18 protein-coding genes and 1 pseudogene are annotated in these 20,433 nt (G+C 52.8%); 9 read left to right on the top strand and 10 right to left on the bottom strand.

Annotation, left to right across the window (positions count from 1 at the left end):
• Nucleotides 1-44 precede the first annotated feature (44 nt).
• Both CAP48_RS04150 and CAP48_RS04155 read left to right on the top strand, forming a co-directional pair.
• Nucleotides 45-1,289, top strand: a complete 1,245-nt coding sequence (locus tag CAP48_RS04150; protein ID WP_100694779.1) for a CaiB/BaiF CoA-transferase family protein — start codon at nt 45-47, stop codon at nt 1,287-1,289.
• 29 nt (nt 1,290-1,318) lie between these two features.
• A complete protein-coding gene (locus CAP48_RS04155; RefSeq protein WP_242444325.1) occupies nt 1,319-2,299 on the top strand; it encodes a tripartite tricarboxylate transporter substrate binding protein in 981 nt (326 codons plus the stop codon).
• A gap of 110 nt (nt 2,300-2,409) precedes the next feature.
• Here the strand turns inward: CAP48_RS04155 and CAP48_RS04160 are convergent, their stop codons facing one another.
• On the bottom strand, nt 2,410-3,609 hold the full coding sequence (locus CAP48_RS04160) for a tripartite tricarboxylate transporter substrate-binding protein (RefSeq protein ID WP_255411705.1): 1,200 nt from the start codon (nt 3,607-3,609) through the stop codon (nt 2,410-2,412).
• A gap of 32 nt (nt 3,610-3,641) precedes the next feature.
• On the opposite strand from CAP48_RS04160, the pseudogene CAP48_RS04165 reads away from it, so the two are divergent.
• Nucleotides 3,642-4,718, top strand: a pseudogene (locus CAP48_RS04165) (IS3 family transposase).
• Here CAP48_RS04165 and CAP48_RS04170 read toward each other — a convergent pair.
• A complete protein-coding gene (locus CAP48_RS04170) occupies nt 4,700-5,380 on the bottom strand; it encodes a LysR family transcriptional regulator (protein WP_100694781.1) in 681 nt (226 codons plus the stop codon). The pseudogene CAP48_RS04165 and the gene CAP48_RS04170 sit on opposite strands and share 19 nt — an antisense overlap.
• Before the next feature lie 282 nt (nt 5,381-5,662).
• On the opposite strand from CAP48_RS04170, the gene CAP48_RS04175 reads away from it, so the two are divergent.
• From CAP48_RS04175 to CAP48_RS04185, 3 genes are all read left to right on the top strand, one after another.
• A complete protein-coding gene (locus tag CAP48_RS04175) occupies nt 5,663-7,159 on the top strand; it encodes an aromatic amino acid ammonia-lyase (protein WP_161495197.1) in 1,497 nt (498 codons plus the stop codon).
• A 79-nt stretch (nt 7,160-7,238) separates the two neighbouring features.
• On the top strand, nt 7,239-8,225 hold the full coding sequence (locus CAP48_RS04180; protein WP_100694783.1) for a tripartite tricarboxylate transporter substrate binding protein: 987 nt from the start codon (nt 7,239-7,241) through the stop codon (nt 8,223-8,225).
• A 33-nt stretch (nt 8,226-8,258) separates the two neighbouring features.
• On the top strand, nt 8,259-9,455 hold the full coding sequence (locus tag CAP48_RS04185; protein WP_100694784.1) for an amidohydrolase: 1,197 nt from the start codon (nt 8,259-8,261) through the stop codon (nt 9,453-9,455).
• Between the two features lie 470 nt (nt 9,456-9,925).
• On the opposite strand, the gene CAP48_RS04190 is transcribed toward CAP48_RS04185, so the two are convergent.
• Complete coding sequence (locus tag CAP48_RS04190) at nt 9,926-10,846, bottom strand: LysR family transcriptional regulator (RefSeq protein WP_153045651.1); 921 nt, start codon at nt 10,844-10,846, stop codon at nt 9,926-9,928.
• Nucleotides 10,847-10,987: 141 nt separating this feature from the next.
• On the opposite strand from CAP48_RS04190, the gene CAP48_RS04195 reads away from it, so the two are divergent.
• The 3 genes from CAP48_RS04195 (at nt 10,988) to CAP48_RS04205 (ending at nt 14,267) form a co-directional block, all read left to right on the top strand.
• Nucleotides 10,988-12,196: a CaiB/BaiF CoA-transferase family protein gene (locus CAP48_RS04195; RefSeq protein ID WP_100694786.1), complete on the top strand. Its 1,209-nt coding sequence runs from the start codon at nt 10,988-10,990 to the stop codon at nt 12,194-12,196.
• A gap of 48 nt (nt 12,197-12,244) precedes the next feature.
• A complete protein-coding gene (locus CAP48_RS04200) occupies nt 12,245-13,198 on the top strand; it encodes a tripartite tricarboxylate transporter substrate binding protein (protein WP_100694787.1) in 954 nt (317 codons plus the stop codon).
• An 82-nt stretch (nt 13,199-13,280) separates the two neighbouring features.
• Nucleotides 13,281-14,267: an MDR family oxidoreductase gene (locus tag CAP48_RS04205; protein ID WP_100694788.1), complete on the top strand. Its 987-nt coding sequence runs from the start codon at nt 13,281-13,283 to the stop codon at nt 14,265-14,267.
• Nucleotides 14,268-14,734: 467 nt separating this feature from the next.
• Here CAP48_RS04205 and CAP48_RS04215 read toward each other — a convergent pair whose 3' ends face one another.
• The 7 genes from CAP48_RS04215 to CAP48_RS04240 are packed head-to-tail and all read right to left on the bottom strand — an operon-like array spanning nt 14,735 to nt 20,404.
• Nucleotides 14,735-15,427 (bottom strand): GntR family transcriptional regulator, encoded by a 693-nt coding sequence (locus tag CAP48_RS04215; protein ID WP_100694790.1) that lies wholly within the window; start codon nt 15,425-15,427, stop codon nt 14,735-14,737.
• A gap of 47 nt (nt 15,428-15,474) precedes the next feature.
• On the bottom strand, nt 15,475-16,239 hold the full coding sequence (locus CAP48_RS04220; RefSeq protein WP_100694791.1) for an enoyl-CoA hydratase-related protein: 765 nt from the start codon (nt 16,237-16,239) through the stop codon (nt 15,475-15,477).
• 10 nt (nt 16,240-16,249) lie between these two features.
• Nucleotides 16,250-16,738 carry a MaoC/PaaZ C-terminal domain-containing protein gene (locus CAP48_RS04225; RefSeq protein ID WP_100694792.1) on the bottom strand — a complete coding sequence of 163 codons (489 nt, stop codon included), beginning with the start codon at nt 16,736-16,738 and terminating at the stop codon, nt 16,250-16,252.
• Nucleotides 16,739-16,762: 24 nt separating this feature from the next.
• Nucleotides 16,763-17,695 (bottom strand): dihydrodipicolinate synthase family protein, encoded by a 933-nt coding sequence (locus CAP48_RS04230; protein ID WP_100694793.1) that lies wholly within the window; start codon nt 17,693-17,695, stop codon nt 16,763-16,765.
• Nucleotides 17,692-18,381, bottom strand: coding sequence for a hypothetical protein (locus CAP48_RS20395; protein WP_242444326.1), 690 nt, complete (start codon nt 18,379-18,381; stop codon nt 17,692-17,694). Before CAP48_RS20395 ends, CAP48_RS04230 begins: the two co-directional genes overlap by 4 nt.
• The gene (locus CAP48_RS20400) at nt 18,320-19,249 is read right to left on the bottom strand and encodes a CoA-transferase (RefSeq protein ID WP_242444327.1); all 930 of its coding nucleotides are present in this window, start codon (nt 19,247-19,249) and stop codon (nt 18,320-18,322) included. The genes CAP48_RS20395 and CAP48_RS20400 overlap by 62 nt, the downstream gene beginning before the upstream one ends.
• Nucleotides 19,250-19,261: 12 nt before the next feature.
• Nucleotides 19,262-20,404, bottom strand: coding sequence for an acyl-CoA dehydrogenase family protein (locus CAP48_RS04240; RefSeq protein ID WP_100694794.1), 1,143 nt, complete (start codon nt 20,402-20,404; stop codon nt 19,262-19,264).
• Nucleotides 20,405-20,433: the final 29 nt, after the last annotated feature.

Consider the following 20,433-nt stretch of genomic DNA (forward strand, 5'->3'; position numbering starts at 1 on the left):
TCCGGCTTGTGCCGCCAGGTGTTTGCTTTCAGGAAGAAAAGCATATGAGTTCTTTGTCCGGAATACAGGTGCTGGATCTGTCACGCGTATTGGCAGGGCCGTGGTGCGCGCAGACGCTGGCAGATTTGGGGGCCGATGTCATCAAAGTGGAGCGGCCTGGAACCGGCGATGATACACGGGGCTGGGGCCCGCCCTGGCTTGAAAAATCGCCGGGTGAGGACAGGGATTCAGCTTATTTCCTGAGCGCAAACCGCAACAAAAAATCGGTCGCCATTGATATATCCAGCAAGGAAGGAGCGGAACTAGTGCGCCAGCTGGCTGCACGTAGCGACGTGCTGGTCGAAAATTTCAAGGTCGGCGACTTGCAACGCTATGGCCTGTCCTATGAAGACCTGAAGCAGGTTAACCCAGCTCTGGTCTATTGCTCCATTACCGGTTTTGGGCAGCAGGGGCTTTATGCGCAGCGGGCAGGCTATGACTTTTTGATTCAAGGTATGGGAGGGCTGATGAGCATTACCGGGACGCCTGACGGCAAACCGGGAGCCGGCCCACAGAAGGTGGGAGTCGCGCTCACAGACATTCTGACTGGCATGTATGCTGCCACCGGCATTCTTGCGGCGGTCATCAAAAGCCGGGCAACCGGCACGGGACAACATATTGACGTTTCACTGCTGGATGTGCAGATCGCGAGCCTGGCGAATCAGGCCATGAATTATCTGGTTGGCGGCCAGGCGCCGCAACGGCTGGGAAATGCGCATCCTAATATCGTGCCGTACCAAGATTTTCGCACGCTGGATGGATACATGATTCTGGCTATCGGTAACGACACGCAATTCAAGCGGTTCTGCCAGGTAGCTGGCCGGCCCGAGTGGGCCGAGGATGCCCGTTACGTTACCAATGCTGCCCGGATCCAGCATCGTACGGCGTTGATTGATGCTATTGCGAACGTCATTGGCGAACAGACTACAGCATACTGGATTGAGGTCATGGAGGCGGCAGGCGTCCCTTGTGGTCCCATCAACACCATTCAGGACGTGTTTGCGGATCCGCATGTCAAACAGCGCCAGGCACAGTTCACAATATCATCGAAAAACAAGGGTGAAATTCCCTCGGTGGCGAATCCTTTAAAACTTTCGGAATCGCCCATCGAATATCGTATGGCGCCCCCCGACCTGGGGCAGGACTCCCACCAGGTTCTTTCTGATGAACTTGGAATGAATCCGGACGAAATTGAAGATCTGGTGCATAGAAAGATCGTGGCATGCGCGGCAGAGGCGTATGACCCTTGAATATGAAAATACAATAAAGGAGAGACATAATGAAAATGATGAAAATTGCCGCGGTATTTCTGTTGTCTGTGTTTGCAGCCACGCCGTATTCAGCAGCGCTGGCTGCTGACATCTATCCCGATAAACCGATTACCGTGGTGGTGCCGTTTCCCCCAGGCGGACCTACGGATATTGTCGCCAGAATTGTGAGCCAGTCACTCTCCAAGCAATTGGGACAGACGATTGTGATTGACAACAAACCTGGTGCCAGCAGCGTGATCGGCGCCGGCCATGTTGCTCGTGCTGCGGCAGATGGCTATACCTTACTGTTTAACTATTCCGGGCATGTGATCAATCCGTATCTGAAAAGCGATCTGCCATTCGATCCCATGAAGGATTTTGTTCCTGTGGCCGGTCTTGCATCCACCCCTCAAATGCTTGTTGTCGCCCCTGGCAATAAGGCTGGTTCTGTAGAGGAGCTGGTTGCTCAAGCGAAAGAAGCCGGAAAAAAACTGACTTTCGCTTCGTCCAGCATTGGTGCCCCCAGTCATTTGGCCGGAGAGTTGTTTAACCAGTTGACTTCATTGCACATTCTGCATGTTCCTTACCGGGGTAGTGCACCTGCGCTGACTGATCTTATCGGGGGGCAAGTGGACATGATGTTCGACAGTGCGCCGTCGTCCCTTAATTTTGTACGCTCGCACAAGCTCAAGGCGTTGGGTGTAACCTCAAAACATCGATCCGAAGTCACACCGGAGATACCCACGATGGAAGAGTCCGGTCTGGAAGGCTTTGACATTACCACATGGTATGGCGTTTGGGCACCAGCCAATACGCCGCCGGACATCGTGGCGCAAATCAATCAGGCAATCAACAAGACGCTGGCAGATCCGGATGTTCGCACCAAGCTCTTGCAGGCGGGTGCCGATCCAATGAGTGGTACACAGCATGCCTTCGCTGCTTTTTGCAAAACCGAATTCGACCGCTACGGGGCTATCGTGAAAGCAGCCCGGATCTCGCCACAGTCCTGACAGGTGTCTTTTCTTGAAATATAGACACTTTCTCTCGCTCGTACGGCTGCGGCTGCTGGCACATTGACATCGCTGTCATGCGTGCCTGTGCTGGATTTCGAGTCGCGCTTTCATGTGTTCAATGCCCGCCATCTTGCGTGCTCGGATTTGAGATAGTCGACATACATGTTTCCTGTTCGATAATCAGGCGTTCCTCCAAGAGACATGAAATCGTGCTTGATCGCTGGAGATTCAAGAGTTTCAACGATTGCGCGAATCAGCCAATGTTGAATATCATCCTTCAACCCAGTAGGCGCCACCAGACAATATCCGCCGTCTGCAAAAACATCAGGAAGACCGCATTCTTCACAAGTGGGGGTGTTCGGCAACCACGAGGGTCGCTCATAGCCGGCAACCATCAAGGGGCGCACAACGTCGTTTCTGATGGCAGACATCGCGCCAGCAGCTTCAGCGAAAACGATATCCACCCGCTGTTTCATTAAATCAGTCATGGCGGGCATCAAACCGTCATAATTACGTGCGTTCAGAAGAAGATCGGTTTTTTTCTGAAACAAATCTGCCAATACACTTAAACTGCCCTGACCGACATGCGCAATTTGGTACCTCCCAGGACGCATCCGTGCCTGGGCGATTAGATCCGTCATTCGCCATGCAGCGACATGGGATCCGACCAACAATATGTTTGGTACGTTGACCAGCCCATGCAAATAAGTGACATCGTGAAAAACGTCGAACAGATCGTCTCCGTTCCCAAGACAAGAGAAAACTGTAGCGCCTGTTCCGGCCAGACCGATAGTCAGCCCATCCGGTGCGGATCTGGTAATCTTGTGCACGCCCAACAGGCCACCCAATCCAACTGCGTTGTCCACTGACACGCGTCTCTCTATTTTTTCGCTGAATACCTGGGCAAAATAGCGCGCATACCGATCCGCAGGTCCGTTGGGCGGAAAGGGCACGATCAATGTAATGCCGCTGTCGCTAGATGTTTTGGGGTGCCGTCGTGTCAATGCGCCTTTCATTAAGCGGGCAGCTTCAGATAAGGTTGCGGCTTGACGCGTCACAATGGAAACACCACGATCCAGTTGCGGGGTAATTTTTATACAGCAGACCCGTGGATTTGGCGCCGCATCACCGCAGCTTGTAGGCAATACCGCTATGCCAAAGCGCTCGGATGCCAGAGACATGGCCATGGCAGGTTGTGCAACTTCCTGTGCAACTGCAGGATTAATCCCGTAACGACTGAGAAAACTGTCCAGGTTCGCTCTCCCACTGTAACTATCCCCTAAAATAATACAGCTGAAGCGTAGAATTTTTCTTACACTAAGAAAAAAGGATTTTTACGATGAGCAAACGGATGACAGAAAGCCAAATTGTGGCGATGTTGAAAGAAGCGGAAGCTGGGATACCGATTAAAGAGCTGTGCCGCAAGCATCATGTAGGTAACTCCACATTTTATAAATGGCGAGCCAAATATGGCGGCATGGAGCTCTCCGACGTAAAACGACTCAAAGAGCTCGAGGAGGAGAATCGTCGCTTAAAGCAGATGTATGCTGATTTAAGTTTGAAGTCTCAGTTGCAGGAAGAAATCATAAAAAAGCTGTAGTGCCTGTTGCGACGCGTAAAGACTGGGCAAAAGCGCTACAGGCACAGCATGACATCAGCGTTGTTTTAAGCTGCATGATTACGGGGATGAGTCGCACCGCGTTTTACTATCAGCCTAAACGTTGTGATGATAGCGAGGTAATTACAGTGCTAAACACGCTGGTTTGAAAGACATCAACGTTGGGGGTTCCCCAAGTGTTTTAAGCGCATACGCGCTTTAGGTTACCGCTGGAATCATAAGCGTGTACAGCGTGTTTATAATGCATTGCGACTCAACATAAAGACAAAGCGCAAGCAACGCGTGCCTGCTCGCCAACCCGAACCACTCGTCGTACCTAAAAGTACGGGTCAGTGTTGGTCGATGGATTTTATGTCGGACCGCTTAGAAAATAACGTGCGATTTCGTACATTTAATGTGATTGACGATTGCAATCGCGAGTTGCTAGGAATCGATATTGGCACGGGCTTGCCGTCTGCTCGTGTCACCCGTTACCTAGATGGGCTGGCCTCTTGGCACGGCTACCCACGTAGAGTTCGTGTCGATAATGGCCCCGAGTTCACCTCCGCGGAGTTCGTTCAGTGGGCACATCAACATGGCGTTTATATTGATTATACGCAGCCCGGTTGCCCCTATCAAAACGCCTATATTGAGCGCTTCAATCGTACGTACCGCCAAGAGGTATTAGATTTATATCTTTTTACGTCGTTGAAGCAAGTTCAACACATCACGGAACACTGGACAACGATTTACAACACCGAAAGACCGCACGATTCACTCAATGACATGACACCCATTGACTATAAATTAACATTATAAATTCTATGTGTGTGGTGTATTAAAGATGGGGTATTTACACCACCGCTGTTGCAGCTCAGAAGGATAAGAGTCTCATATTTAAGTAAACCGACGGGGATCTCGGAGCGTCGCGAAAAAGGGTGGTCGACACAGCAAAAAACAGAATAATCGTCGTGTAGAAGCAACTCGGAATGAAGGTCTGAAGGGATGGAATCGTCTGCGCAAATACCAAGTTCCGCCGAACCAGAATGGACAGCATCAATCACCGAGGTGTGGGTGAGATCTCTTAGCTGTAGCCTGATATCAGGATAGGCTTGTTGGGCGAAAGCAAGACGACCTGCAAGGTCTCTTCCTGTGACTGTCGAGCCGCAGGCCACCGTGAGTGTCCCCCTGGCAACCGAACCTTTCTGTTTCGCACGCTCAATCACCAAGTCCAGGTTAAAAAGGGCTTCGCGCAAGGGGCCGATCAGTTCGCGGCCATCTGCGCTAAGCGACACTTGCCGACTAGTGCGCTCAATCAATGAAATGCCCAGGTTCTCGTCAAGCGCCTTGATTGCCTGACTTACCGCCGATTGCGTCAATCCTACCGCGTGAGCGGTCGCGCTGAAGCTTTCTGTTTCTGCTATCGATAACAGGATTCGAAGCTGCTTGAGGGTAACGGGGCTGTTAATAAACATATCCATAAGAATAATTAATATATTGGAAAGCTAAATTAATTTATCTTGCATTGCAAGTGCCATTACATTGTCGTTACCCCGATGAATAGGGCGTTCGCACTCTTTCTGTAAGACTATACCAGCATATCAGGAACGGCATTGTCCATCGCCTCTTTGCGGAAAGTTGCATTGCTCGCCTTGAAATTGGACGAGAAAGAATATTTCTTATAAATCACTACCGGTGCTGGGAAGGAAGAGGCGCAACGTACTTTTATGGATGGAAATGGCTTGAAAACAGGAAACAGGCGTATGGGAAACGAGGTAAACAGCAAAGTCGACATTGACGGCCGGTCACTCTCCGTTGAGAGCGTGCTAAGGGTCGCACGCCAGGGCGCTACAGTTGGAGTGCCACCGCTTGCGTGGGAACAGATCAGAAGCGGGCGAGAAGTCGTTGAACGCCTTGTTTCAAGAGGAGATCTGGTGTATGGCGTAACGAGCAGCGTTGGCGCCAAAACGGGCGTCCTTTTGGATCCTGAACATTACACTGAATTTAATTGGCGGCTTCTGGAGACGCACAACTTTGGTCATGGACCGACAGCTTCGCCAGAGGTGGTGCGCTCCATGCTTGTCATATTGCTCAACAGTATGGCTAGCGGACGATTGGGTGTTCGACCGATTTTGGCGGAAAAGATAGTGGACGCGCTCAATAGTGATCGCCATTTTACCGTTCACTTATGGGGCTCTACCGGTGAAAGCGATATGTCGCCGGTCGTTGATATTGTTCTGGATCTCTATGATGATGTGCAATTGGCTGCCGGGGAGGCGATCGCGTTAATCAACTCCAGTGCCTTGTCGATCGGATCTGCAGCACTGGCCATTTACGATATCGAGCAGCTGCTTCATAACGGATGTGTCGTCGCTGCGTTGAGTATGGAAGGATTCGCGGCCAACCCGTCTATTCTGTCGGATGCTGCCGTGAGGTCCCGTCCATTTGAGGGGCTGGCTCTGGCGACCCGACTCATTAAAAACGAACTGGAAGGCAGCTATCTTTACAAAGAGCACGGACCCAGGCACTTACAGGACCCCCTCTGTTTCAGGTCGCTTCCAATCACTTATGGCAACGCTTTCGATGTGCTCGATTTTGCGAAAAAGCAGATTGGCATCGAACTTAATGCGAGCCAGAATAATCCTGTTGTTTCCATCGAAGACGACGCGATGGTGTCGGTAGCGAATTTTGACATGCTTTCGCTTTCGATGGCACTTGATGCGCTTCGGCTTGCTCTGGCACCTGTGGTTACTGGCTCCACGGAGCGACTGGCAAAGCTTGTCGACTCGTACTGGTCCGGCCTGAGTATCGGGCTTATCAATGCGGACGAGCTGGGTCTGCCTGGATTCAATGGCTTGGCACAGGTGCATAAATCATTGACCTCCGAAGCCCGGCTTCTGGCCGCACCGAGCGTTAATGAACTGGCCAGTTCAAGTCATTCCAATGGGAATCTGGATCGCGTCAGCATGGCGAGCTTGTCCGCTCGGCGCTCCATGGAAATGGCCACATTGTCAAAATCTATTTTGGCGTTTGAACTGCAGGTGGCGGCCCAAGCGGTGGAAATGAGGGAAGTGCAGACTATGTTGGGAGCCAATACAACCAAGGTATTCAGGTTTGTTCGAAGTCTTCTCCCCTTTGCCGGCGGTAGTCAGAGAGTGCCACATCCGGCTCCACTTATGGATGCATTAGAGAAGATCGACTACGACCTGCATCGAATCTTATGCCCTTTACGGGCAACAGAATATAGAGAAGCAATATAGCCGGCATGAAGATTCAAATCACAAATGAAAGAATGCGCTGCACCGGAGATCCCGGCGGCCAATAACAAGGAGGAATGTAATGGATATCAAAAGAAGAAGGGCGCTGGTCGGCGCAATCAAAGGATTAGGCGCCCTGGCGGTTCTGACGCCCGGCCTTGCAATGGCAAACTATCCTGAGCGACCAATTCAACTGATTGTTCCATTTCCGCCAGGGGGCCCCTCGGATAACTACGCGCGGATCCTTGCCTCTGCACTACAGCAGGAATTGGGGCAAACCGTTATCGTTGTCAACAAGCCCGGCGTTTCGGGTGCATTGGGCATTCAGTACGTTGCAAGATCAAAGCCCGATGGCTATACCTTCGGGCTGGCCGGCATGGGCGCAACCGTTTTTCTTCCCCTGCTAACCTCGAAAGTCCTATTCGATACCGACAAAGATTTGACGTTCATTGGGGACGTGGTGGCAACGCCTAATGTGTTCATTATAGGAAACCATGTGAAAGTGAACGATATTGCCGATCTGATCGCCAAAGCGAAAGAGAAGCCCGGTGCATTTTCATATGCGTCTACTGGCGTTGGTAGTACCTCACATGTACTGACCTCCCTTTTCGAGCAATCGGCGCACGTCAAGCTGCTGCACGTGCCTTATAAAGGCGCAGCGCCTGCGCTGCAGGAGCTGATGAGTGGCCTGGTCGATATTTTTATTGGTGACGCGGCAGGAATTCTTCCAATGGTTAAAGCCGGCAAGGCACGGGCGTTGTTTACAGTAGACAAAGATCGGATGGAATGGCTTCCTGACCTTCCTAGCGCACCTGAGGTCGGTCTGCCCGACGTATATTTGAGTGGCGAATACGGGCTTGTTGGTCCGGCGGGTTTAAGCGATGGTGTGCAAAAGAGTATGCATAGCGCCCTTGCCAAGGCGCTTTCGAGCCAAACTGTGAGCGAGAAATTCGGCCAGCAATTTGGAAAACCGGTGATGGGGAGCGGCGCTGACTACAAGAATATGCTTGATGCTGAGAGTAAGCGTTGGACGAAGGTAGTCAAGTCTGCCAATATCACATTGGATTGAGCCGGGCCAGGTTATATCGTCAAGGAGATGGTAATGGAAGTGTTAAGTTTGGCATCTGAGGTCATTGATCTGGAAAGACTGCAGACGCTCAGAAGAAAAATTCATATGAACCCGGAACTTAAGTACGAAGAGGTCAGTACCGCCAGGCTCATTGTCGAGCACCTTGACGCCTTGAATATTCAATATGAAGATAGAATTGGTGAGACTGGCATTGTTGCGACGATTCATGGATTTAACCGCGATCGCGCTAACCCGGGGCGCACGATCGGACTGCGCGCGGACATGGACGCGTTGCCAATGCAAGAAACTAATCGCTTTGAACATGCCAGCAAAGTGGCCGGTAAAATGCACGCCTGTGGGCACGATGGCCACGTCTGCATGTTGCTTGGCGCGGCCGAATTATTGATTTCCAATAATATTTTTGATGGAACGGTCCATCTGATTTTTCAGCCTGCTGAGGAAGGCGGGGCAGGCGCAAAGGCCATGATGGAAGCGGGCTTATTTGACAAATATCCCTGCGACGCTATTTTTGCGCTCCATAACTGGCCAGATCTTCCTTATGGCCAGATGGCGGTCAGGCCTGGGCCGATCATGGGTGCTTCTGTCCGTTTTGAAATTATTATTAGCGGAAAGGGAGGGCATGGCGCCTTACCGCACGAGGCCATTGATCCTATACCTATCGCGTGCGCTATTGTCTGCCAGCTGCAGACGCTTATATCCAGAAGTAAAAATCCGCAAGATGTGGCCGTGCTGACTGTGGGTAAAATCGAATCTGGCATCATGGAAAATATTATTCCAGATGAGGCAAAAATTTTCGGAACATGTCGTACGCTAACGACCAAAACACAGGCTGTATTAGTAGAGGGTCTGCATCGCGTTTCGACCGGCGTTGCACAGGCTCATGCTGCCCAGGCGGAGATTAAGATCAAATATGGATATCCTGCTACGAATAATGATGAAGTTGAAGCCAAGTTCATGTTCGAGGCAATGAAAGACATGGTGGGACCGCAGGCGGCACATTTCGAGCTGCCTGCGGCCCTGACGGCCGAAGATTTTGCCTATATGCTGGAAAGTGTGCCCGGCGCTTACGGATGGATTGGTAATAACGTGCCGGGTCAGGAGAAAAGCCCACTGCACAGCTCGAATTATGATTTTTGCGATAATAATTTATTATTGGGCGCAGCCTTCTGGCAGCATCTGGTCAAAAAACGCTTTGAAGCCGAAAGTTGATTCGCATCATCATGCGAGTCAAATCGATTTCGGCGGAGCAGGATAGCAAATGATAAGCCAATAGTTAACAGGCGCTTAGGTTCATCTATCTGGCCTTGACAGCGAAATTATGCCTTAGCAACAACAGTATCAATAGCGACCGATTTGAAATGGCGATTTTCCCCTGTCGCTAGTCATCCAGCGTTGCTTTGAAAGCTTGCTTCATACAATCTACAAACATATCCGTATCGATGTCCCGTAGCGCGATCTGAGGCTTGAGCATATAGCTTTTGAACGACCTGTACCATTACACCTTGGCCGCGTTGGGAAGCAACATGGAATGTCTGGTTTGAACCGGATGGAAACAATATATGCGTCGTGCCGCGAAAGTGCCGCAAAAATCGCCAAAATTGGTATGGGTTTCGGCGATAGGGTGCTGGCGCTGTGCATCAACCACAGTTGGCATTTTTTCTGTATCTGTTGCCTGACTGTCATTGAGTCGATGTATACAAAATTTCTTTGATGAATTTTTCCACGGCGCGCGAGGCTGCTGTTAATGGATGTTGTCTGGATGTCGCGATCCAGGTGGTTTGCTGCACGCTCGGGCTGCACAAGTGTCGGGCAGTTAACTGATTATTGCTGATAGCTTTGACGTAGGTGCCTGCCGGGGACAGAGTGACAAGGCCGGACGCCAGCATGGCTTCCTGGATCAGCGACGAGGTACCGGCTTCCAAGGCAATATTGAGCGAGATTTCGTGATCGGCCGCAGCGCCAAGGATGTGGTCTGTAAGACTATTGGGACGGGCTGGCATGGCGATTGGAATTCCCTGCAGAACATTAAAGGGGATATCCTTCTGCCGAAATAAGGGATGATCGGGTGTGCCAATGACTGACACCTGTCCACGCATAAGCGGGTCGGCGTAAACCGGTCGGGCGCCGCCGTAGCGGTTGAACACACCGATATCAACGCGCCCCGAACTCAACCATTCCTCGACCTGCCCGCTGTAGGCTTCCAGCATCCGCAGTCGGATGCCCGGATGCGTGGATTGCAGACGGCGTACCAGGCTGGATGCCAAATGGCGCGAGACCAACGGAATGACGCCAACCGTGACGTCTCCGGTTAGTTGGGCACGGGTATCAGACACCAGAGCATCGAAAGCTTCCAGTTCGGCTATCAGGGATTGAACGCGCGGCATGATACGTTGCCCGAAATCGGTCAAGGCCACGCCACGACCGTGGCGATGAAAGAGTTTTTGACCTAAACGGCTCTCCAGACCGGCCACCCGTCTGCTCAATTGGGATTGCGAGACACCCATCGAAATGGCGGCACGCAAGAAACTGCTATGACTGGCTACCCGGATAGCGGCTTTTAAACCTGCAACTGCGATGGAAGAGTCGACGGTATCGGTCATTTCAGGTCGTTTTTCCTGTTTGTTTTGGGCTGTGGGCAGAATTGCATAAATCACATATCTGATATCCCGAAACTACGCATTCATCATATATCAGAGGCTCTAGAATCGTCTACAGATTATAACTTTCAGGGAACAAGAATTTTGACTTCTGACAACGCTCACGGCCCGCTGCATGGTTTACGTATTCTTGATTTGTCGACGGTTATAGCAGGGCCTTATGCATCGACGTTGCTGGCAGACTTAGGAGCCGAAGTCATTAAAGTGGAATTGCCCGGCCTAGGTGATGGCTTGCGCGCCTTGGCGCCGCACAAGAATGGCGTTCCCCTTTGGTGGAAAGTGACCAATCGCAACAAGCGCGGCATAACGCTCGATCTTCGCAAGGCGGGGGCGAAAACCGTGCTGGAACGGCTTTTGCCAGAATTCGACGTGATCGTCGAGAACTTTCGGCCTGATACCCTGGACCACTGGGGTATTACCAAGGAATGGATGCATGGTATTAACCGACGTCTGATCATCTTGCGTGTAACAGGCTTTGGGCAGACAGGTCCTTATCGCAATCGTCCCGGTTTTGCGCGCGTCTTTGAATCAATGAGCGGCTTTACTCGCATGTGCGGCGAAGTGGGAGGCAGCCCATTGCATCTGGGTTATCCCGTCTCGGATGCGGTCGGTGGCCTGTTCGGTGCGATCGGCATCCTGGCTGAACTCAGTCGCTTGCGCGCGCACCCGGAGAGCAGCGGTCAGGAAATTGATGTGTCTGTTACCGAAGCCATGTTACGGACTCTGGATTTTCTGGCCATCGAATATGACCAGTTGGGAGCAACACGCGTCGGTTCGGGCAATTTGAGTCAGTACGCAGCTCCGGGCAACATCTATCGCACTCAGGATGGTAAATGGGCGTCCATTGCGGCATCCACCCAAAGCATTTACGAAAGGCTATGCCATGCCCTGGATTTACCGGCTTTGTTGGAGGATCCCCGTTTCGTGGACAATCCCACGCGTGTAATTCATCGAGAGGTGTTGGATGGCGTGCTATCCGAGCGTATCGCCAGCCTGACACTTCAGGAGCTGCAGCAACGGCTGGATCGTGCACATGTCGGTTTTTCACCCATTTACGATGCATCGGATGTCATGGCTGACCCGCATTTTCAAGCACGGGAAGCCATCGTTACTGTGGACGACGACCAACTGGGGCCCGTACGTATGCAATGTGTTGTGCCGCGCTTTTCCGAAACGCCAGGGAGGGTCCACAGCACGGGGCCTGGCATCGGTCAGGATAACGAGGCCGTTTATGCCTCGTTAGGCTTTAATGATCAGGAAATTGAAGAAATGCGCCATCAGGGCGTGATATAGACGGCAGCAGAACGAGATCAGGTCTACAACAAGTGAAGGAGACTTTTGATGAAAAAGCTGATTTTTTTCCTGGTGATGGCGATGATCGCTTCAATCGCCCAGGCGCAAAGCGATAAGGTAAATAAGATTATTGTTGGGTTTCCTCCCGGGCAGGCGACAGACCAGGTTGCACGCCTGCTTGCGCAGGAACTGTCAAGCGAACTGCAGGAAAACTTCATTGTGGAAAATCGACCGGGCCAAGGCGGCAGCGTGGCCCTGGCGGCACTCAAGCGCAGCGAGCCGGATGGTCGTACCATGGTTTTGGCAGCGCTGGCTTCGCTGGTAGTCAATCCTCATCTTTATAAAAATGTGGGATATGCGACGCTCAGTGATTTCGAGCCTGTAGCGTTGGTGGCAGATCTTCCCATGCTGTTGGTCGTCAATCCCAAGGTGCCCGCGCGTTCCTATCAGGAACTGGTCAGCTATGTCAAAGACCACCCGGGTAAATTGAATTATGCGTCATCGGGTAATGGAACGTTGTCGCATTTGGGAATGGAAGAGCTCAAGCAGCATACAGCGATGAAAATAGCACATATACCCTATTCAGGCAGTGCTCGCTCGATGGCAGACGTGGTTGGTGGCGGGGTTCAGGCCGCCATCGATACCGTAGCTGTCACTCAGACACAGATACGCGCTGGCAACTTACGGCTTCTGGCGACGACTTATTCTGAAAGATTACCGGCCTTTCCGGATGTGCCGACCATCGCCGAGCTGGGAGTAAAGGACTTTAGGCTTAGCGCGTGGCTTGGACTGATGATGCCTAAGGGAGTGTCCCCGGATCGCGTGGCCAGGCTGAATAAAGCTGCAATGAAGGTAATCCAGTCAGAAGTGGTACGTAGCAAGTACGCCGCGTTAGGCGCCGTCCCGCGCACTATGCCAACGCCCGAGTTTCGTCGATTCATGGCAGCCGAGTACGAACGTTGGGGAAATGGCGTGCATCAGGCAGCTTTAACGGTTGACTAATATTTAGCAGCGTGGCGACAGGGTTAAAACTGCACGCGCGGCGGGCGGCACAAAATTAAATCGTATTATCACAGGAGCGAAAATGTTTAACGCATTGGTAATAGAGAAGGATGAAAAGGGGTATAGAGCCGTTCAGACCCGACTGGACACTGCACAACTGCCCGAAGGGGACGTTCTGATCGACGTTCAGCACTCTACTTTAAATTACAAGGACGCCCTGGCCATCACCGGTAAGGGACCGGTTGTTCGTCAATTTCCCATGATTCCGGGCATAGATTTGTCCGGCACTGTACGGGAAAGCCGGCATCCCGATTTCAAGACAGGCGATGCCGTCATTATGAATGGATGGGGCATGGGCGAGACGCATTGGGGTGGGATGGCGCAGAAGGCGAAAGTGCAAGGCGAGTGGCTGATACGGCGGCCGGATGCTATTACATCCGAGCAGGCGATGGCTATCGGCACAGCCGGCTACACCGCCATGCTTTGTGTTATGGCGCTGCAAAAGCATGGCCTTGAGGCCGGCGATGGCGACATCCTGGTTACGGGCGCCGCAGGTGGCGTCGGCAGTGTGGCGGTGGCGTTGCTGAGCACACTTGGCTACCGTGTCATGGCCTCTACCGGTCGGCCCGACGAGGGGGACTACCTGAAGTGTCTGGGCGCAGCGGATATTATTGACCGCAATACACTGAGCGCGCCCGGCAAACCGCTGGCCAAGGAGCGCTGGGCGGGCGCTGTCGATAGTGTGGGCAGCCATACGCTGGTCAATGTATGCGCGGGAACGCGATATGGCGGTATTGTCGCCGCTTGCGGCTTGGCGCAAGGAATGGATTTTCCGGCTACGGTAGCACCGTTCATTTTACGTGGCATTACCCTGGCGGGCATTGACAGTGTGTATTGTCCCCGTAAACATCGCCAGGCTGCCTGGGATTCGCTTGCTCGCGATCTCGATCCGGCCAAACTGGCGGTGATCGGCCAGAAAATCATATCGCTGGAGCAGACGCTTGCATCGGCCAGTGAATTACTGGAGGGAAAAGTGCGCGGCCGGGTGGTGGTGGATGTGAATCGCTGAACCGCAGAATCATCTTCTGCCGTATCGAGTGCTAAAGCTGATGCTGCGTGCCAGGAGGACCTCGCACACATCATCTCGTCAATACCCAGGTGCTTGCCAAGCAATGGCGGAATTGGTTTTTAAAAATTTTGACTACTGGTTTTCGAACAAACGGCCAACCGCCCCCGTATTGACGCCCGAGGTGACAGCCGAGATGTTTTCTCAGGATTGGCATTTGCAGGGACAGATTGCGCTAGTGCTCCGAGGGCGTGGTCTATCGGATGAAAGCATGAATCGGCTTACGCTGACACGAGACTGGCGCGGCCAGAAGTTTCCAGGAGACGCGAAGCTATTGACTGCGCCAGCCGTTGATGGCAGGGAATGCTGCTTGCCGCCGCACATCGGCGTGAACGGGAGGCGGTGGTAGAGCGACGGGTTGATGCCGAAGTGAATGTCGCTACGCCACGGGTTAACGATACTCGCGCAAATTAGGATGGCTCTGCGTCGAACCGCTGGATGAGGTCTTCGACGGCCGCAGCATGTTGCATACGCAATACGGCTTCGGCCTGTTGCAGGTCATGACGCCGCAGCGCCTCGATCAGCATGCGTTTTTCGCGTACAAGACCACGCTGGCGTGCCTCTCCATAACCAAATTGGCGCCGGAACGAACCGATCAGCTCCCAGCCGCGTTCGAAAACACGCAATGCCTCCATATTGCCGCCGATTTCCATTAACTTACCGTGAAACTTGCGGTTCAGCCTGAGTGAAGCGTCAAGATCGTCTCGTTCCACCGCCTCGGCAAAGTCGTCAACAATGTCTGAGAGTAGCTGAAGTTTGGCGGTTGTCAGGTATTTGATGCTGCGGCGAATCGCAAAAATGCGCAACTCCGTATTCAATTCAAACAAATCCTCGATGAATTGGCGGTCCAACCGGCGTACGGTTGCGCCCCGGTTCGGTGCGATTTCGACCAGGCCTTCCCCTTCAAGGGTGCGCAAGGCTTCACGAACGGGCATGGCACTGAAATTCAATTGGCGGGACAGTTCGGCTACTTTCAGGCGTTCGGTAGGAGAGTAGCGTCCCGCGAGAATAGCCTCTCGTATGACTTCAGTGACTTTGTCTACGACAGTCGACGAAATGTCGTCAGCCTTGGCAGGGATGGTTTTTTTTGTACGGGTAGTCATGTAAAGAATCTGGTGCGGTGACAGAGTATTTTACGCCAGACAGAGGCTTATCGGCCTGAAAAAACGGGTCTTCTTTTTTCCAGAAATGCCGCAATCCCTTCATTATGATCATGAGTCTGCCATAGTAGCAGCTTACGTTCGAGACTCAGGCTTTCGTCCAGCGATTTGGTGTAAGTCATTAGAACCTCTTCTTTGATCATTCGGACGGCGATCGGCGACATGTCGCCGATCGTCTGGGCAATTTCACAGGCGCGAGCGAGCGCGCCGCCCGCAGGCGTGATTTCGGTCGCCAGACCCCAATCGCAGGCCTTCGGGCCGTCTATTAGCGAGCCTGTCATAATCATCCACATAGCCCGGGATTTGCCTATCGCACGCGGCAGGCGTTGCGTACCGCCATCGCCCGGGAACGCCCCGATTTTGACTTCGGGCAGGCCAAACCTGGCGTTCTGGCCAGCAATGACAATGTCGCATAGCAATGTCATCTCGCAGCCTCCGCCTAAAGCGTAACCTTCGACGGCGGCGATCAGGGGCTTGGGAAAGTTCTCCAGAGTTTTCCAGGCGAGCAGCCGTTCACTCTGGCCCCACATGGGAATTCCCGTGTTTGACATTTCTTTAATATCGGCGCCCGCGCAAAAGGCCTTATCGTCGCCGGTCAGTACAACGACGCGTACTGAATCGTCATTCTGTGCTGCATGCAATGCAGTAGCGGTCTCCTGTAGCAGGGCTAGACTGAGTGCGTTACGGGCATGTGGCCGGTTAAATCGGATCACCTGGGTAGACGGGGCAAGCGCAGAGACCTGGATGTTAGGCATAGTCGTTCCTTTAGGCCGATGTCTGCTGGGCTGGTTTTCGATATAGTAGCGAGGCATGCTCGGCGTCAATCACGGTTTCGTCATGCTGATTGATCAGAGTGGTGCGCTCGATAATGATGCCGTGGGGGCCGTTACGGCTTTCTCGTTTGCTGATGAATTCTACTCGTACGTGTACCGTATCGCCGGTAACGATTGGTTTTCTGAATCTGACTTTGTCCCAGCCAAGCGAGGCGACCGACGTGTTCTGATAAAGCTGCAATTCCGCCTTCAGGCCCTCAATGATCGAAAGGCCGAATAGCCCATGAACGATGGGGACGCCGAACTGTGTGTTGCGGCAGTATTTCTCATCGGTGTGCAGTGGATGCTGATCGCGCGTGAGATCAGCGAATCGTCTGATTTCCTGGTTGGTAAAAGTGTGGGAATCTGTCAAAACAACATCACCTATTTCGACATCTTCGTAGTAAAGGTCGACGAAAGCTTCACGTGGTTTGGTTTGCATGATAAATGTCTCGAAAGAAGTAATTTAAAGTGATTTCAGACCTGCGCTGTCTACTACCGCAGCAATTCGTCTCGCGGTGTCTGCCGTTACTGGCAGAAGCGGCGGGCGCGGCGTTGCATTTTCGATGACACCCATATGGGCCAGGCCGACTTTGAGGCGCGTATGCATATCGATCAGGGGCGGCGCTCCGTAAATGGAACGGACGATCGGATACAGTCTGTCGTTCACGGAGCTCATAGCATTGAAATCATTGGCGCTTGCGGCACGCCATAGTTCGCACAGTAAATGGGGAACCATGCTGGCCATTCCCGAGAGAATGCCGTCGGCGCCAATGGCGACCTGGGCAAATAGCCAATGGTAATTGGAGGGCAAAATTGATATGTGCGGCGCTTTTTCCCGCAGCATGCGCAAGTTGTCTTCATATAGCTGGATATCGCCACTACCTTCTTTGATGGCGATAATCCGCTCATAGCCTGCGAGTTCGGCCAGAACCGAGGTGCTGAAGCCCAAACCGGCACGGACATCCTGTTGGAAAATGGATACAGGTAATTGGGTGGCATCAAGAACACTGTCGACGTAATGCAGCAGATAACGCGGATCGTTCGAGGCCCCTGCAGCAAATTGCGGCATCGGAAAGAGCACGGCGACGTCTGCTCCGGCCTGTTCGGCCTCCTTGGCCTGGATGATGGCGTCCGAAGTGCAATAGGGGATGATGCCTGCCAGCAGAGGTTTGTCTTTGCCGATGAAAGAGCGTGTGCGCGTAATCACTTCAATACGCTCCTGGGGCGACAATGTGGCGCCCTCGCCGGCGTGTCCGTTAACAAAGACAGCATTGATCCCGGTGGGGGTGGTGCAATATTCGAGCAGCCGGTCGTAACTGCTCCAATCGATTGAGAAGTCTGCCTTAAACGGCAGCACCGTGGCTACAGTGACTTCATTCAGTACAATATTGGTCATGCCGGTTTCCTTGTCAGGTTTTCTTTCAGGCCCATGCGTCCTGAGACAAACAGGCGGGGGTCCATGGATGTGAGATTGGGAGATATTTCCGGTGTGAATTCGAGCTGGTCCAGAATGTCGCGTTGAAGATCCACCCCCGGTGCAATTTCAGTCAGCGTCAGTCCCGTTGACTCAAGCTTGAAGACAGCACGCTCCGTAACGATGGTTACGTCCTGGCCGCGTTCGCGGGCCAGCCTGCCGTTAAAGCTGATCTGACCGACTTTGGCAACGAATTTGCGTAACCGGCCTTCCTTGCTGATATGGACCTTGCCTTGTTCAATTGCGACGCCAAGGCCGCCGCCGGTCAGGGTGCCGCTGAATACAATACGCTTGGCATTCTGGGAAATGTTGATAAAGCCGCCGGCGCCATCATAGCGTTCACCAAACCGGGTGACGTTGACATTTCCGTCGACGTCAACTTCGGCAAAAGAAAGAAAGGCGCAATCCAGGCCTCCTCCATCATAAAAGTCGAATTGATATGGCTGATCAAGAATTGCACGCGGATTGTAAGCTGTCCCGAATTCCCGGGCGTAGCCGGGCACGCCGCCGACGACGCCGGACTCGACGGTCAGCGTGATGTGGTCATCAATTTCTTCTTCGGCTGCCACATTGGGGATCATCGCCGAGATACCCACGCCCAGATTCACGACGTCGCCGTACCGTAATTCGAGCGCGGCGCGCGATTATACGACGTTCTGTCAGCGGATCGGGCTGTAATGTGGATATCGGCACACGGGTTTCGCCGCTGCGGCTGGGATCGTATTGCGTTGCGTAAGTTTGCTTCTGATCGGGGTCCAGGACAATATGATCAATCAGAAAGCCGGGTATTTTGACCATTTGAGGATGCAGGGTTCCGCGGCGCACCAGGCGTTTCACCTGACATACCACGATTCCACCCGCATTGTGCACTGCCTGGGCGATAGACAGATCCTCGCGCGTTGTACCTTCATGTTCCATGGAGACATAGCCGTCTTCATCGGCACTGGTGCCTCGCAAAAGTGCGATTGTCGGTGTAGGAGCACGGTAAAAAAGATACTGTTTCCCACCGATTTCGAACAGTTCGATCAGATTTTCGTGCGTGCGCGAGTTCATTCGACCGCCTTCCTGCCGTGGGTCCATATAAGTATGCAGTCCCACATGGGTGAGTACGCCGGGCTGTTTGCCCGCCATCGCCCGGCATAGTTGTGCCATCACACCCTGAGGAAAGTTATACCCTTCGATCTGTTCCTCGCGAATCAGCTTCATGAAAGGAAGCTGTAAACCGAAGTTGCCGCCAATCACGCGTTGTATCAGGCCGGTATATGCCAGCCGGCAAAAACCCTGCTCGGTTACGGCGCCGACGCCTGTGACGTGAAACAACGTCAATCTCTGTGGCGTGTGCGTGTCAAGGAAGCGTTGTTCAAGCGCCTGCAATATGCTTTCAGGCACGCCGGTTCCGCCGTTGCCGCCCACGACAAGAACGTCGTCGTTCTTCACCAGATCGGCCGCTTCCTGCGCGGTCATCAGATTGATCATGTCAGGGATCTCCTATGCGAATTCTTTCTCAAGTTGACGCGCGATAATCAAGCGCTGGATCTGATTCGTGCCTTCATAGATCTGCGCCAGCCGAAGATCGCGGAAAATCCGTTCGATGCGATATTCCTTCGAATAGCCGTTGCCCCCATGGATTTGCAGGGAGTTCGACGCATGTTTTATCGCCATGTCCGTTGTGAACAATTTGGCATGTGCTGCTTCTTTTGCTATGGGTAACCCGGCGTCGTGAAGACGGGCAGCGTGATGGATCAGCAATCGGGCGGCGGAAATATCTGTGGACATATCGGCCAGCATGAACTGCACCGCCTGGAATTTGATAATCGGCGAATTAAACTGTCTGCGTGTCTGGGCGTACGAAATTGCGTCTTCCATAGCGGCCTGCGCCATTCCCAGCGCCATGGACGACATCATAAGCCGTGAAAAATTGAAGTTTCTCATCGCCATTTTGAACGCCTGATGTTCTGGTCCGATGCAATGGTCTATCGGTACCCGCACGCTGTCAAAAATAACCTGGCAGTCTTCGAGGCCATGCATGCCTAATAGCTCTTCAGATTTTCCGCGTATGACGCCTGGCCTGTCGGTTTCCACCAATATGCAACTGATGCCTTTATGACCGGCGTTTTTATCTGTTTTTGCGAACACCATGATAAAGTCGGCTATTTGCCCAAACGTCACCCAGGCCTTGACTCCATTGATGACATACTCATCGCCGTCGCGCTCGGCTGTTGTACGCATTGCAGCAACATCCGAGCCGTGGTCCGGCTCCGTGGCGGCAGAAGCAGGCAGAATCGAGCCATCAAGAACACCGGGAATAAATGATTTCTGAAAGTCATTGCCATGTTCTTGTAGAAATAGGGCTGCTTCGACAGGTAGCGCATACGCATTGCCAAGTGCGCCGGAGCCACGCGCAATTTCTTCCATGGCAATACAAGTGGCCATGGTACCTAAATCGCTACCACCCCCGGACTCCGCCAGGCCGGCGCCAAACAGTCCCATATCAGCGAGCCCTTGATAAAGCTGGCGCGGGAAGCAGTCATTCCGGTCAATGTCTGCGGCGGCAGGCATGACGGCATGTTCGACGTAACGACGTACGGAATCACGGAGCTGTCGCTGCTCCTCGGTATAAAAAGTGTCCAAAGTGCATCTCCCTGAATTGAGAATAATTT

Source organism: Advenella sp. S44 (assembly GCF_002810445.1).
Taxonomy (GTDB): Bacteria; Pseudomonadota; Gammaproteobacteria; order Burkholderiales; family Burkholderiaceae_B; genus Advenella.